Raw genomic sequence first — 15972 nt, forward strand, 5'->3', positions numbered from 1 at the left:
TTCTTTCCTCCACACCGGACATGCATCCCGTTGAAGCTAATCCTGAACGTTTAGGCGAATCTTACCACCCAGATAATAAAGAGAACAATCATGACGATTTGCAAAATAATTTTCATCACGGTACTCGTAAATAACCCCACGACCGAACCAAATCCAACTTTTGACGCTTTGGAAGGTGAAGACCCTCCGATCAGTTCCCCGATAAAAGCACCGATAAATGGTCCCAATACCAGTCCGAATGCCGGAATGACAAATGGGCCAATGATAACACCAATGGTACTCAGCGTGGTCGATAACTTGGAGCCACCGAACTTTTTCACACCCCATGCGCTGACGACATAATCAGCCACAAACAACACAACAACAATCAGAATCTGAATGATCCAGAACCACACACCAAACGGATCAAAGCTGAAGAACCAGCCGTAGACCAGAAACGCGAAGAAAATCGCTACAGCACCAGGCAGTATGGGATATACCGTTCCAGCCATCCCCACTGCAAACAGCAGCACAATTAAAATCCAGGCAATGGTTGCGAGCAAAGGTTACTCCCCCTTCAAAATATGTTCACGGATCACTTCGACGATGCCGTCTTCATTGTTACTCGCTACGATCAGATCAGCCGCTTCCTTCACCTGCTCTTGCGCATTGCCCATGGCTACACCAAGACCCACGGCCTCAATGACAGCCAGATCATTCAGACTATCTCCGACAGCAACAACTTCGGACATCTCGATGCCCAGCAGCTTGCAGACTTCGGCTACACCACTTGCTTTGGATACGCCAGCAGGGTTGATCTCAATATTAACGGGTGAGGAATTCGTCATTTGCAGACCACCCATTTGTTGCAGTTCCATCATAATCTGGTGACGAACTTCATCCACTTCGGTATTAAAGCCGAATTTCAGCCATTCCAGACCTTCAATATTGTCCGTCCAGCGATCACGGTTGAACAGCTCTTCCACGGAGTATGCCCAGTACCAGCTGTTATATTTCTCACCGATCTCCTGCATTCTGCGAATCAATACCGGGTCCATCAGATGACGCATATGCAGATCATGCGGAGCTTTCCAGACCTCACTACCGTTAACGGTAACCATTGGTGTCTCCAGTCCAAGTTGAACCGCATAAGGCATCGCGTGGAATACGGCTCTTCCCGTTGAAAGGCACACATGTACACCCCGACGAATGGCAATCTGAATCCATTTGGCGGTCTCCTGCGTAATTTCATGATTATCATTAAGCAATGTTCCATCCATATCCAATGCAAGCAATTTGTATTTCAGTTCACTCATACAGTAGTTCCTCCTAGGTTGTCTCTCTCTCTCCAAGTTAAACTCATGGATATCCATTCAGGCACTACGCGGGCAGAAAACCTTTCGAGTCGTAGTATCTTTGTTTTAGAATTACCTTTCATAAACAAATTTCCCTTCTCTAGGTCCTTTCTGCCCTCTCCGTTCCACAGTGGTTCTCCAGTTCAACTTAAAGGTTTTCTTTATCTAATTTTAAACATTCTTTCACAACAAGATCGCCCGGCATCCGTAAAAACGGACGCTCCGGACGTCACAGCTAACGACATTTTACCACAGATCATCTATATGCAACAAAGAACCCACTCACGATTGAACCTTCTTACTATATACAAGTTGTGTCTGTTCCAAGCTATGCACACCATCCCTCCCCTTTTATTCGGAGTTATCCATACTTTTTTTGTATCGTATACATTCTTAAACCAAAAAGGTCCACCCCATTCAGGATGAACCTCTTTTAACCGCTTCTAGTTTAACCTTATTACTCCGCACAGCCATGATGAAATCTAATCATGCTCTGTCTGGCTTGTTTGCTGCAAACAAGTATTGGGACATCAAATCCATTGTTTGTTTGTATATGGTATGGGCTGCTTTTACATCGCCGAGGAAGCCACCCATATACAGATGGATTACACCATGCAGTGATGCCCATATCGTACTTACAAGAGTCCCGGTATCTTCCTGGTCCGAAATCTGTCCTTGCTGCTGGGCGGTGCTGATTAGAATTAGCAAACGGCGTATGGCAGTCATCGTTCCCTGCATACTCTCTGCATCCGGCTTAAACTCGGCAAAAGCTCCTCCAAACATCAGCTTGTAGTAACTGGTATAATCCTGCGCGAACTGCCAGAAGGCTTCGCCCAAATCCAGCAAATGCTCCATGAGATCAGAGGACGGCGGCACTTCTTCAAAACGCTTCGCCAGCAATTTGCAACCCTCCAGATACAACTGCTGGGCAAGACCTTCTTTATTAACAAACAAACTGTAAATGATCTTGGTAGAGCAGCCCATCTTTTGCGATACTCTGCGTACAGTAACAGCCTCCGGCCCTTCTTCCTGCAAAATGGCTGCTGCCGCATCAACCACAAGCTTACGGAGATTTTCTGTGTTTTGCAGGCGAGCTTCCTGATATGTTTTTAATGCCCGCCCCTTGGATGGTGAGAGCTTGTCTTCGTCACTGATAAGGATCACCTTCATTTAGTTATCATGTTTCTGACCGGAAACGAAGTTTCCGACTTCTAACAGGCATTCTAACCATTCGTAGAAAGATTGTCAATGAAGCTATCACGTTGAAAAAAAAGGTTTGACACCAGCACAACTTTTTGGTTACGATGATTCCTGTTAGAAACAGTGTTACCAAAAATGTTTTATGCCAATTTTTAATTGGTATTTTTTTCGGACAATCGGTAACATCGTTTCTTTGAGAAAACATCGTATTCAAAGTGTAGATTGCCCCGCAAACAATATTAGGAGGATTACTAATGTCAACAGAACAAAAACAACGCAAACGATCCACTGGTCAACAAATTCGTAGATGGAGCCTGACCCTGCTAGGGGTAATTGTGCTGGGAGTCATTGTATTCCTGCTAATGCCCGCCCCGGTAGAACCCGCGGTTTGGTCTGCACCTGCTGCTCCTTCTTTTGAGAAGGAGGGTCCCTGGAAAGAGAACAACAAACTTAGCTCCGCTGAATTGGTTACAGACCGCGCGAAATTCCCGGAATTTATCACTTTTGATAAAGAAGGGCGACTGTATGCGGGTGACTCCGACGGCAAAATTTACAGAGTAACCTTTGACGCCGAGGACAAGGCACAGCCAGCAGAGGTATTCGCTGATACCCACGGAACACCTAATGGACTAAAATTTGATGCTGCCGGTAATTTGATTGTGGCGGATATTCAGAAAGGGCTTCTGTCCATTGACCCGATCGGAAATATCGAAGTATTAACCAATGAAGTAGATGGAGGGCCGATCTACCTTGCGAACGAACTGGACATTGCTCAAGACGGATCGATATATTTCTCCGATACCTCTAACTATGGCAAGGTCATGTTCAAAGAAATCGCCGAGAATAAACCGCATGGACGATTGTTGAAATATGATCCGCTGACCAAGCAAACAACTGTACTGCTTAAGGATTTGTATTTTGCTAATGGGGTCGTACTGTCTGCCGAAGAAGATTTCGTGCTTGTAGCCGAATCGTATCATTATCAGTTGACCCGGTACTGGTTGAAGGGGCCCAAACAAGGCACCTCTGATATTTTCGCGGAGAATCTGGCTGGGTTCCCGGACAATATCACCCGTGACGCCCAGGGACACTTTTGGGTAGGGGTATTCACAACCCGTCTGTCTTTTGCCGATTACATGCATAGTCATCCTTGGTTAGCAGCGACGATGTCCAAAGTTCCACAGTCCTTGTTAAATGGAGCCAGCGCGCCGGTGAAACATGGACTTGTCGCAGAATATGGACCAGAAGGAGAGCTTATTAGTAGTTGGCATGATCCGGAAGGAACATTGTATGGCATCACCACGGCCGTAAGCCAAGGGAAATATTTATATCTCGGAACCGCACCGGGAGGAAGCCAAGGGGTTCATCGGGTGCCTTTGAAACCGTAAGGATTGTTATATTCCTCTACCTCATTCCACCTTTAGGCATCTCAATAGCAGCTCACTCCAGCAGGAGGGGCTTCTATTGAATTTTTCTTCGTTTACAATCCAATCAAAAAAACCGCCTGCAAAGCAGGCGGCTAACAATCTCTATGAATTAACGTGCCGCGAATTTGCGACGAGCGTAACGGAATACGATGCCATGTTTCGGTGACAACAGCAGTGCAAGAACAAACAAAATTCCAGCAACAGCTACCATACAGCCCGCGATGGAAGCATCCAGGGCGTATGCCATGATGTAACCTCCAACCGAGGATGCTGCTCCGATCAGGACGGCATACAGAATCATTTTGCCCAGACGATCTGTGAGCAGGTAAGCCGTTGCCGCAGGTACAATCAGCATACCCACCACGAGAATCGAACCAACACTTTCAAATGAAGCTACGGACGTCATCGAAACGAGTCCCATGAGCAGATAGTGGAACAGCACTACTGGAATGCCGCAGGCTGCAGCCAGCGCCGGATCGAAGGCACATAGCTTAAACTGTTTGTAGAACAGCCCAATGACGACAAGGATGACCAGCAAAGTAATACCCAGCATCCAGACCGCCCTCGGCCCGACATCCGTACCTCCAAGGGTTAGTGTATCCCACTGAACATAAGCGATCTCACCGAACAAAACACAGTCCAGATCCAGATCAATATGCTGGGCGTTCAGACTAATCAGAATGACACCTACTGCGAAGAGTGCAGTAAACACAATTCCGATTGAGGCATCAGACGAGAGTCCTCCCGCCTGCAAACTCTGTATGAAGAACACCGTCAGTAGTCCAAACACCGTTGCACCAAGTAGCATCCACAATGAATCCCTGGAACCACTCCACAGGAAAGCAATCGCAATACCGGGGAGAACCGCATGGCTAATCGCATCACCGACCAGAGCCATTCGCCGCAGAATCAAAAAACAACCGAGGATGGCGCAGGCGGAAGATACCAATACGGCCGTCAAGATAATCCAAAACGTTGCCATTACATCTCCCCCCGTTCCTGCTGATTTCGCTGTATGGCGAGAGTCTGAAGTGTAGCCCGCTCTTCACGCATATACGCCGACTTTGCCTGAATACTGCGCAACCGTCGAGCTAATAATCCACGACGCGGAGCCAGCAAGGCTGATCCAGCAAACAATGCCGTAGCCGCAAGAACGGTTACAGGTCCTGTTGGCAGATTAGGTACAAGCGTACTGAAGATGGTGCCTGTTGCACCGCTCAATGCACCAAATATGCCTGCCAACACCACCATCAGTGCAAGTGAGTCGGTCCAGCAACGTGCCGCTGCTGCTGGAGTTACCAGCAAGGCTGCAACAAGCACCACACCAACGGCCTGAATCCCGGCAACCACCGCGATTACCGTTAAGAGCAAAATGAGCTGCTCCAACATCGCAACTGGCAGTCCCATACCACGTGCAAATCCCGGGTCAAAACTCACCAGTTTGAATTCCTTGAACCAGGCAAGACATGCAATCAGTAATACTAGACATACGCCTCCCATAACATACACATCCGTCATGACCATGGATGCCGCCTGCCCAAACAAATATTTATCAAGTCCGCTTTGGCTTCCACTCGCCCCATGCTGGATGCGCGTCAGCATCACTACACCAACCCCGAAAAAGACGGTAAGCACAATTCCCATCGCCGCATCCTGCTTGATTCGGGAGTAGCGTGTAATCCACGAGATTCCGAAGGTAGCGACAATGCCAGCCACCAGAGCACCGAACAGGAATAATCCGACCGACTTCGTTTCCGTCAACATAAATGCAATACAGATCCCAGGCAGAGCAGCATGAGCAAGGGTGTCCCCCATCAGGCTCTGTTTACGAAGAAAGGTGAAGGAGCCAATAATTCCGCTACTGAATCCTAACAACAGACAGCCGAGCAATATCCAACGTGTATTGGGGTCAGATAAGATGGCAACGATCCAGTTCCACATGCACTACACCTGGCCTTTCTCCGTCCGGCTTCCGATCATCGCAATCCGGCCTCCGTACGTCTCTTGCAGTGTATCCGGTACAAATACTTCATTTGTTGGTCCACCTGCCACCAGTCGTCCATTGAGCAGCAGCACATGGTCGAAGTATTCCTCGACTGTCGCCAGATCATGGTGAACAACCAGTACCGTCTTGCCTTGTTTCTTCAACTGTTCCAAAAGCGAAATGATCGCTTTCTCTGTGGTGGCATCCACACCTGCAAATGGCTCATCCATGAAATACAGATCTGCGTCTTGCACGAGTGCCCGCGCCAGAAAGACACGTTGCTGCTGTCCACCGGACAGCTGACTGATCTGGCGGTACATGTAATCGCCCATGCCAACTTGCTCCAGGCAGTGTGCCGCCAGGTCCCGCTCCTTTTTCCCCGGACGACGGAACCAGCCCAGATGACCATACCGTCCCATCATCACCACATCAAGCGCATGCGTAGGGAAATCCCAGTCCACCGATTCCCGTTGTGGCACATAACCGATGCGGCGACGTTGTTCTCGGTACGATTGTCCGAAGATCCGTACCTCCCCATGCATCTTCGGTACTAGTCCCAGAACGGCTTTGATCAGTGTTGATTTCCCTGCGCCATTTGGGCCAAGAATACCGATGAGCTGTCCTTCCGGAATATCGAAGGATACGCTGCTAAGCACCGGCTTTTTGTGATACGCAACAGCCAGATCCCTCACACTAAGAGGAGCCGATGTTGGCTGCGTTCCCTGCAAGTGACTATTGTTCAGTCTCGTAGGAGTTTGTTCCAATAAAGTTGTATCTTCCATAATCCTGTAACTCCTCTCTTCATGTGATTCATTATTTCAGAGCTTCTACAATCGTCTCAACATTGTGGCGAATCATACCGATGTATGTGCCTTCTTCCGTTCCCTCAGCTCCCATGGCATCCGAGAACAGTTCTCCACCAATGTTGACCGTATGTCCTTTTTGAGCTGCTCCGGCAATGATGGCTTCCATCGCTTTTGCAGGCACACTCGATTCAACAAATACGGCTTTGATATGGTTATCTACGAGATAATCCCTCAGTTCGCTAACATCTTTTGCACCGTATTCGGCTGCTGTACTGATGCCCTGAAGCCCCATCACTTTCATGCCATAAGCCTGACCGAAATATCCAAATGCATCATGCGCCGTAACCAATACCCGGCTTGCTTCCGGAATCTCCAGAATCTTCTCGCGCACCTCGGCATCCAGTGCTTCGAGCTTCGCCAGATACGCCTCTGCCTGAGCTTTATATTCTTCCGCATGGTCCGGGTCCGCCTCCACGAGCGTATCGCGTACGGCTTCTGCCGCATGCATCCAGTGGCTGACGTTAAACCATACGTGTGGGTCATATTCGGTGCCGCCTGTATCTTTGCCTGAGTGTAACTCCTCGACTGGAATAGTCTCTGTAACAGCAGTAACCAGCTTGCTTGAGGACATTTTCTCCAAAATGTCTGTCATTTTGCCTTCGAGATGCAGTCCATTATAGAAAATAACTTTTGCTTGTTCCAACTTGCGAATATCACCTTGGGATGCCTTGTACAAGTGAGGGTCAACGCCCGGGCCCATGAGCCCGGTAACATCAACATATGCCCCGCCTACCTCACGTGCTACGTCAGCGATCATTCCCGTTGTAGCGGTTACTTGTAGCTTGCCACCACTGCTCGTCTCTGCATCACTGGAACATGCCGTAAGTATAACAACCAGAACCAGAGCGGCTAGCGTAATGAACCCCCTCTGAATACTCCTCATTTTCACCATTAACAATTCAACCGTCCCCTTTCCCTCTCCTAAAATACTTGTCTACATCTAATTTTGTTGTACAAGGTATTAAGTTTTAATCAAGGCTAATAATGTTTCCCTTGTGCAAATTTTATCCGAAGCCAAAAAAAAAGGCAAGGGATTATTTCCCCTGCCTGTCCAAATATACATTTAATTCACTTCATGAACCTTTTGGTTACGATGTTAAAAGAGCTAATTCACACGATATTCTTTGCGATATTCTTTGCATTACTCTTTGTCTTTCCCTTCGTCTTTCTTACCTTTCGGCGTTCCATCGAGACCATACACTTCATCATATGCATCGAAAATTTTCCGTGCTATTGGTGAAGCACTGACTGACCCGAATCCACCTTCTGGTACAACAACAGCTACAGCAAGCTTCGGATTATCTCGTGGTGCAAAGGCAATAAATACACCATTCTCTTTTTTGTTCGGTCCGGTCCCCTGCTCTGATGTTCCTGTTTTCCGAGCATAATCGTAAGGGAAACCGTCAAATGAACTTACTTTAGTAACCATACCTTTATGAACTTCATTCCAGTGCGCATCGGCAAAATCAACTTCATTGAGTACTTTAGGTTTGATCTCCTTCACCACATTGCCATCCGCATCACGGATTTCCTTCACTAAGTGAGGTTCCATCCGTTTGCCCTTATTGGCAAGCATCGTCGTGTATTGGGCGAGTTGCATCGTCGTATACTTGGCTTGTTGTCCAAAGGAGGCAAAAGCCAAACGTGTTAGAACAGATTCGTCTTTATTAGTATATTCTAGCCTACCCAGAAATTCATTAGGCAGATCTACACCAGTGGACACACCCAAGCCAAATTCCTGCATGTGTTTGTGCCAGACATCGATGCCTTTCTCTGAGCCATATTTACTTAACAAACGTTTCCCCACCATATCGATCATAAACGCATTGGAGGATTTCTCGATCGCTCTTCTCGCCGTGATAGAACCATTATAAGCAGAATGTGAGTTCTTCACTTGTCGTCCGTCTTTCCCCAAAACCGCATATCCCTGATCATGATAGGTCTGTCCTGCTGTAAATAACCCCTCTTTTAATCCAATAAGGACACTTAGCGGCTTGATTACTGATCCAAGGAGTACAACGGATTCCGCACGACTAGGCTTGGCATCATTCGGTGGGAACGACTCGGTGGTTCCGTTTCGAAACACATACTTGATTTTGTCATAATCCCAATCGTTCGGATCATAATCCGGCATACTTGCCATGGCTACCACATTTCCTGTATCCACTTCCATGGCTACTGCGTATCCTGTAATTGCCTTGGGAAGTCTGCGCAATTCGTCCGTTATCGCCTCTTGTGCGGCCATCTGAATTTCCTTGTTAATGGTGGAAACCAGACTGTAGCCTTTCTCCGGTGGAGTCTGTAGCATCGTCCCATCTGGCAGATTACGTGCGTCAATATCAATGGACTGATATCCGCTTCGTCCACGGAGTTCTTCCTGGTATTGAAGCTCCAACCCATCAAACCCAACCTTCTCTTCTTCATGGTACACAAGACCAGGATCACGCTGAGTACTTGCCCCCTCGCGGATGGCCTTATATTTGGCAATGGAATCTGGTGCTCGCTTGAACTCTCTTGTGTAACCCACAACCTGAACGGCTACACCATCCGGGTCATATTTTCTTATGTTTTCTTCCAGCACCATAACCCCTGGATAATCTGCTTTTTTCTCCATGAAAAAGGCAATTTCTTTGGTCGACAGATCCGACTTCACAAGCCTCGGCACATACCCGAACGTTTTCTGGTAATCCAGATCCAATCGTTTGATGATCTCTTCCGCGTCCGGCTGCTCTTTGTCCCCTGGATTAAACTGCTTAAACACAGCCGCCAGATCATGAGCCAGTTCCTCTGCTTCCTGTCTACGTTCATCATTCCGATAATCCTCATACAACAACACATAGAGGGACTGTACAGGTTCGGAATAAGCGAGCGCGACTTCCCCTGTCGCATCATAGATGGGACCACGAACAGGTGCGAGTGGAATGTCTTTGGTATTACGACTCGTTTCCATATACGTCAGTTCAGGACCCTCCACAAATTGCACAAAGGCTAATCTGAAAATAAGGATACTGAATATGACAAATGCCGCGAAAAAAAACAGATTCAGCCTTGCGGTGGAAGGCTTGTTGACGGGTGTATCTTCCTCAGTCATGGGTTTCTTCCTCAATCGGTTAAACATGTTTTAAGCCTCTCCCGTTCCTCTATAAAAATAAAATATTTAATCTGTCTTGTGAACGTGTTCAATTCCCTATTTAATCCTATCTCATACAAGTTTACCAAAGGTTAGCTGTCACGTCTTTCAATATTTGGTTACATTTTCGTAAACAGAACCGTTACACTACCCCATCTACCGATTCCAATGTAAACACTGACATATCAACGTTATCCCGTTCTCCGGATCACGTTACCCTTCCCTTATATAAACGTGGTACAGCTCATATGGTTACATATTAATGCAACTAATTAGTTCACCCTTACGATCCATTTTCCACGTAAAAAAAAAAGAGGACCCACGAAGAGGACCCTCTGTAACCAATGCCTCACATTACTGTGTGCCTGATTCCGAATCTGAATCTTTATTTTTGTCTTTCTTCGGTACACCGTCGAGACCAAATTCCTCGTCATAGGCATCGAAGATCGCACGTGCAACCGGAGCCGCACTGCTCGATCCAAAGCCCCCTTCGGGGATAACCACAGCGACAGCAAGCTTTGGATTATTACGTGGTGCATAGGCGATAAATACACCATTATCCACCAGTTTACCGCCTACTACCTGTGTCGATGTTCCTGTTTTTCTGGCAAAGTCATAAGGGAATCCACTAAATGCAGATACCTCGGTTGCCATGCCTCGTTGTACTTCATTCCAGTAGGCATCGTTAAACTCTACCGTGCTCAGTACTTTCGGTTTCACTTTTTTGACCACATTGCCTTCCGAATCCCGGAACTCTCTAACCAGTTGTGGCTCCATCCGTTTTCCTTTGTTCGCCAGCATTGTCGTGTACTGTGCTAACTGCATGGTTGTGTATTTTCCCTGCTGTCCAAAGGAACCATACACGAGACGAGTCAACGAACTTTCCGTGTCGTTCATGTAATCCCGTATACCCAGGAATTCATTCGGCAGATCAACCCCTGTAGATACTCCAAGGCCGAACTGCTTCATGTATTCATCCCATTTGTCAATTCCGGTCGCACCATATTTTGAGTACATCTTCTTCCCAATCTCATCAATCATGAATACGTTCGAGGAATGACGAATCGCATCACGAGGATACATTGCACCATACACATGCCCGGATGAGTTCTGAACTCTGCGATTGTCCCCACCAAAGGTCGTTGAACCTCTATCCGAATAAACCGTATTGGTAGTGAAGAAACCTTCTTTTAAACCGATCAAGACACTAAGCGGTTTGATGGTGGAACCGAGTAGCACGATCGATTCAGCTCGCTTTTTAGAGTCATCGGGAGGGAATGAACGAATCGTACCATTTTGATACACATATTTGATATCATCATACTGATCATTTGTGATACTGCCTGTTCTCCAGATGTTGGTATCATAATCTGGCATACTGGCAGCAGATACGATTTTCCCGGTATCCACTTCCATCGCAACTGCAAATCCGGTCTTGGCATTCGGATGTAATCGACCGGAGACCTGATTCCGATGAAGCCAACTCAACTGATCCAGAATGGCCTGTTCCGTTTTTACCTGAACGTTCTTGTTAATGCTGGAAATCAGGTCGTACCCTTTCTGCGGCGGGGTAGAACCAGCCACACCTTCAGGCAAGTTACGCAAATCCACATCAACGGATGTATATCCGCTTTTGCCGCGGAGAGCATCCTGATATTGCAGTTCCAGTCCATCAAAGCCTACAAACTCATTTTCCGTATACACCAGGCCCGGATCCGTTTGCGTTTTATTGGCCTCGTCCACCTCTTTGTATTTGTTCAAGGACTTCGAACTTCTGAACTTCTTCAGATAACCGATGGTCTGAACCGCTACCGTATCCGGATCGTAGAATCGCACACTCTCCTCGACGATCTGAATACCTTTGAACTCGTCCTTGTGCTGCAGGAAATAAGCAACTTCTTCCTCGGACAGATCACTCTTGATCAGACGAGGCATAAAACCGTTCGCTTTGCGGGAGTTCAAGTCCATCTCTTCAATAATTTGTTCCACCGTAAGTGACTCTGAATCCTTCAGCTTGTACTGTTCAAACACATCATGCAACCGGGTTGCAATATCCTGCACTTCCCCTATGTTAGGACTCGGTTTCCCCTCAACATCTCCATAGTTTTTATAAAGCGTCAAGTAGAGAGACTGAATGGGCTTGGAGTAAGCCAACTTCACCTCACCTGTGGAATCATAAATCGTGCCTCTCACAGGAGGAAGTGGTACATCCTTGGTAATGTTACTTGCTTCTTCCTGACTAAGCTCAGGCCCTTCGACAAATTGTAAAAAGGCCAAGCGTACAATAATAACGCTAAAAATAACAAAGGAAGCGAAGAAAAATACGTTCATTCGGTAACTGAAGCGCCGTTTGTCCGTAAGTTCATCCTTCTCATTGGAATGCTTTTTCATCCATCCTACCTCTTTCATGACTTGATGCATACCGCTCAATCTGATTCTTCGCGGCATGATAACCTGGCAACGTCGTCATATTCCGGACCCATGTCCGTTGTATTGCTAAGCTGATTGATCCTTTAGATGGGTGTCGGCAAAATTCGGAGGATTAAACCAGTCTCCACTGATCGCCCATGTCGGGTCAAGCGGAACCCAGCTCTCGGAATCACTCAAATACACCTCATTCCACGCATGTGGACCGTACCCTCCTTGGCCGTTATAACCAAGTCCTGTAACCACTTTGACTTCAAGTCCTTGTGAACGGGCCATCACGGCATAAAGACGGGCATAATCAATACATACGCCTTTGCGTGTATCAAATGTATTCTGTGGATTTTGTTCATGCCATATGCCCTTTTGCTCATAGTCATCCACTTTACCATAGTCATACTGAATACGTGAACCTACCCAGTCATATAGCGCTTTTGCTTTGGCTTCATCTGTCGATTGGCCTTTGACAATCTCACTGGCTGCAGATTCAATATCCGTCGGAATATTGTGGTCGATGACTTCATATTTGCGTTGCAGGATGCCGCCCAGTTCCTTCTGCACAGCCTGCGTGAATACGGGTAGCTTGTCCTTAATGAACGTGCCGGACAAAGGTTCGATAACCGATTTGGCCCCTTGCATATAGATCGGAGATGCTTCCACATAACGGCTGAACATGCTCCCAGGGTAAAGGCTGACAATCATGAACAAAACTGCGATGACAATCATTCCACGGACGGAGCCTATGATCGTGCCAATGAATGCACCCGTCAACCGACTAAACATACCTTTGGGCGCACTTTCCTCGGCTGACCTCTGCCTGCTGCTAAAAATAACTGAAGAGAGAAACCCGAGAATCAGTCGGATGAGTCCATAGCTAAGTACAAATAATACAGCGAACCGCATCAGCGGAAAATCTGCAATCGCCGTAACCAACGTATAATACATCTGTTCCCACCGGTTCAACTCACGGTTAGGCATGGCTGAAGCATACTCAGACAGCCACTGCTGTACATATGGCGCAAGCCACAACGTTAAACCGATCGACAACAGAATACCAATGACCGCCATAATGCCATCCATCAGGAACCCAAAGAGTCTGCCTGCTGAACGCGAAGCCCCTCTGGACCACCCCTGCAATAATGAAGCAGCCACAATCAGCAACAGCATAATCGTGATGCCATTCAATTCCTTCAGGCTGTCCAGCCAATTCTGCAGCACGTACCGATTCCCCCTTTACTACGATGCTGGTGCTGTTTTGTTCTCCTGTGCCTGTTCGACAAACGTACGTATAGTTTCATTGTCGAGTTTCCATTCGCCAAGTGAAATTCCGCGGAAGGTCACATCAACTTTATCCGATTGAGTTCTACCCTTAATCTCCACATTGGGACTTGTGATGGTGAACGCTCCATCCTGTCCTTTGACGTATTTCGCTTTGGAAGCCTCCTTGAGCATCATGCTGGTTGCTTCCTTCTTCAATGTGTCCATCGTGCTGGATTGTACGTCTGTCACTGTCTGTTTGATCTGATCAATGGAGATGCCGCTGTATATCAGTAGAGCCGCAATAATGATGATGGCAATCGCCCATTTCAATACGGTTTTGACCACATTCAGAACAAAGAACAATATGATCAATGCAACCACGATCACCAGCCAGTTCTGCATCACAAACTCTTTGATTACTTCTATGTTCATGACTACACCTTCCGTATTAGAATTCATTCGTAACACTCCCGAATATTATACATGATTTCCGAAGCTGCTGTCAGCTAAGCCCTCCCCCTTAAAAATAAACGGTCTAAGTTCGTCCCGCCGGGCGTACAAGTAGTACCATGAGGTTCTGCCGGGCGAACGGGGAACACGTTCAAGACCTGTAGTTTGAACATGCATCGCTTAACAAGGAGGGGCTTATGTGAAAACGGCCATCTGGCTATACCTGTTTTTGTTCCTTGCCGTATTTGATTTGCACGCCCAGTATCCCATTCTGACCCCTTTTGCCATCTCGCTGGGAGCCGCCCCTACTTTCATTGGCTGGATGATGGGTATCTATTCCTTAACGCATCTTCCTGGCAATCTGATTGCTGGAACACAAATCGATAAACATGGCAGTCGCCGCTACATTGTATTCAGTCTGCTCGGTGCAGGATTCATCCTGCTCCTGCAAGCCTATGTCCAAACACCATGGCAACTGCTTGCTCTGCGTTCCATCAGTGGGTTTGTACTGGCCTTCCTGTCTCCTGCATGTCTCGCCCTGCTTGCACAGTTATCCAGTGATCCGGTGAAACAGGGGAAGTATATGTCGGGTCACGGGGTAGTGCATACACTCGCGTCTGTGGTATCACCAGCAGCCGGTGCGATCATTGTGGGTTCCATGGGATTCTCTGCTACCTTCTCAGGCTTGGGTTACTTGCTCATTCTTACAGGTGTGATTGCTTTCATGACGATGCCCCGTGGCATCGTCAAGCAGCATGAGAGAGTGACTGAACCTGCCAAACCTGACGTTTCACCAGCAGATGCCACAAGTGCATTCCTGCCGGTGTCCTGGCGATACTTTGCCTTGCCTCTGGTGATTGCCTGTGCTCAAGGGATTCTCTTCTTCGAATTACCCCTGCGGGGCGGAGGACAATCGTCCATCATGTCTACCGGACTGCTGTTCTCTATAATCAGTATTGGGGCACTCTTCACCCTCAGCATGTTATTTCTCAACCGGTATTCCCCCAAACTGCGTCTGGTTGCGGGCGTGCTGTTAATGTCCTTGTCTTTTTTTGTGATGGCAGCCATTCCGCAAGTTCCCTTGTCCACTGTATTATTTGTACTTGGGATGTCCAAAGGCATCATCTTTCCAGCTATGGCAACCCTATTTATCCGGCTGAGCGGAGGAAGCAAGTTGGGCCGCATTTTCTCGCTGCAATCCATTGCCACCTCCATCGGCTCTTTCATCGGCCCCATCACAGCCGGCCAACTTCGTGTCGGGTTGTCACCCTATTTCATCGCGTTTCTTTTGTTAATGATTGGTATGCTACTGCTTCCATACTATACATCCAGACGCGAAGCATCCCTCACCGATCCCAAAAGTATATTAAATTAGGCCTGTATCAAGCTCTTCTTCCCTACCGTTATGACAGCAATTAGGCCTGTATTTTCATTAGCTTTGCATCATTCCCCCATTTACAGCTAAACTATATAAAATGGACTAACGTTTTACACGTTAATAAAAGCTAACTGGGAAATCTATCTTTTACAATCACTGAAGGTTTTATCTTATTGAAGATCATTAAGGTTGAACAATTAGCCAAAAGTAGTGAAGGGGACGGAATCGATTTTGAAGAAGCGGTAGCGTTCGCCTTTGTCTCCAAATATTAACTTTATAAAAGTAAATCAGAAATATATGGAGACAACAGCGATCGGAAGAACGATCCGTAACCGGAACGGCCACTGCTAGCTATTACTGACCTAATGATGCACATGAGATAAGATTTCAGAGAATTGTCTTGATAGGTTGTTCTATTCAGTTAGCAAACGTGTAAAGAAAGGAGTCCATTTTATATAATCAGTCGATTTTCGCTGCAACATTTCCCGGGGAATGTCGACATAAGCTCTCGAACAAGAG

The 15972-nt window shown here is 47.1% G+C and carries 13 protein-coding genes; 2 read left to right on the plus strand and 11 right to left on the minus strand.

The window, feature by feature from the left end; genetic code table 11:
- Positions 1-50 precede the first annotated feature (50 nt).
- From ACETMN_RS27845 to ACETMN_RS27855, 3 genes are all read right to left on the minus strand, one after another.
- Complete coding sequence (locus ACETMN_RS27845) at positions 51-491, minus strand: DUF456 domain-containing protein (RefSeq protein ID WP_047841365.1); 441 nt, start codon at positions 489-491, stop codon at positions 51-53.
- Between the two features lie 54 nt (positions 492-545).
- Positions 546-1295 (minus strand): Cof-type HAD-IIB family hydrolase, encoded by a 750-nt coding sequence (locus tag ACETMN_RS27850; protein ID WP_091020802.1) that lies wholly within the window; start codon positions 1293-1295, stop codon positions 546-548.
- 525 nt (positions 1296-1820) lie between these two features.
- Complete coding sequence (locus tag ACETMN_RS27855; protein WP_411735422.1) at positions 1821-2504, minus strand: TetR/AcrR family transcriptional regulator; 684 nt, start codon at positions 2502-2504, stop codon at positions 1821-1823.
- Between the two features lie 284 nt (positions 2505-2788).
- Here ACETMN_RS27855 and ACETMN_RS27860 point away from each other — a divergent pair, with 284 nt between their 5' ends.
- On the plus strand, positions 2789-3922 hold the full coding sequence (locus ACETMN_RS27860) for an SMP-30/gluconolactonase/LRE family protein (protein ID WP_411735423.1): 1134 nt from the start codon (positions 2789-2791) through the stop codon (positions 3920-3922).
- Between the two features lie 148 nt (positions 3923-4070).
- On the opposite strand, the gene ACETMN_RS27865 is transcribed toward ACETMN_RS27860, so the two are convergent.
- The 8 genes from ACETMN_RS27865 to ACETMN_RS27900 form a co-directional block, all read right to left on the minus strand.
- Complete coding sequence (locus ACETMN_RS27865) at positions 4071-4943, minus strand: metal ABC transporter permease (protein ID WP_047841304.1); 873 nt, start codon at positions 4941-4943, stop codon at positions 4071-4073.
- Positions 4943-5902, minus strand: coding sequence for a metal ABC transporter permease (locus ACETMN_RS27870; protein ID WP_091020798.1), 960 nt, complete (start codon positions 5900-5902; stop codon positions 4943-4945). Before ACETMN_RS27870 ends, ACETMN_RS27865 begins: the two co-directional genes overlap by 1 nt.
- Before the next feature lie 3 nt (positions 5903-5905).
- A complete protein-coding gene (locus ACETMN_RS27875; RefSeq protein ID WP_411735424.1) occupies positions 5906-6727 on the minus strand; it encodes a metal ABC transporter ATP-binding protein in 822 nt (273 codons plus the stop codon).
- A gap of 31 nt (positions 6728-6758) precedes the next feature.
- Positions 6759-7703, minus strand: coding sequence for a metal ABC transporter solute-binding protein, Zn/Mn family (locus tag ACETMN_RS27880; RefSeq protein WP_411735425.1), 945 nt, complete (start codon positions 7701-7703; stop codon positions 6759-6761).
- Between the two features lie 249 nt (positions 7704-7952).
- Positions 7953-9902, minus strand: a complete 1950-nt coding sequence (locus tag ACETMN_RS27885; protein ID WP_411735426.1) for a peptidoglycan D,D-transpeptidase FtsI family protein — start codon at positions 9900-9902, stop codon at positions 7953-7955.
- Positions 9903-10295: 393 nt separating this feature from the next.
- Positions 10296-12332, minus strand: coding sequence for a peptidoglycan D,D-transpeptidase FtsI family protein (locus ACETMN_RS27890; RefSeq protein ID WP_091020795.1), 2037 nt, complete (start codon positions 12330-12332; stop codon positions 10296-10298).
- A gap of 105 nt (positions 12333-12437) precedes the next feature.
- Positions 12438-13583, minus strand: coding sequence for a transglutaminase domain-containing protein (locus ACETMN_RS27895; RefSeq protein ID WP_091020794.1), 1146 nt, complete (start codon positions 13581-13583; stop codon positions 12438-12440).
- An 18-nt stretch (positions 13584-13601) separates the two neighbouring features.
- Positions 13602-14084 carry an ATPase gene (locus ACETMN_RS27900; RefSeq protein ID WP_174806458.1) on the minus strand — a complete coding sequence of 161 codons (483 nt, stop codon included), beginning with the start codon at positions 14082-14084 and terminating at the stop codon, positions 13602-13604.
- Between the two features lie 190 nt (positions 14085-14274).
- Here ACETMN_RS27900 and ACETMN_RS27905 point away from each other — a divergent pair, with 190 nt between their 5' ends.
- Positions 14275-15450 (plus strand): MFS transporter, encoded by a 1176-nt coding sequence (locus tag ACETMN_RS27905; protein WP_091020793.1) that lies wholly within the window; start codon positions 14275-14277, stop codon positions 15448-15450.
- Positions 15451-15972: the final 522 nt, after the last annotated feature.

The sequence above is a fragment of the Paenibacillus sp. M2 genome, assembly GCF_046713495.1.
Classification (GTDB): Bacteria; Bacillota; Bacilli; order Paenibacillales; family Paenibacillaceae; genus Paenibacillus; species Paenibacillus amylolyticus_B.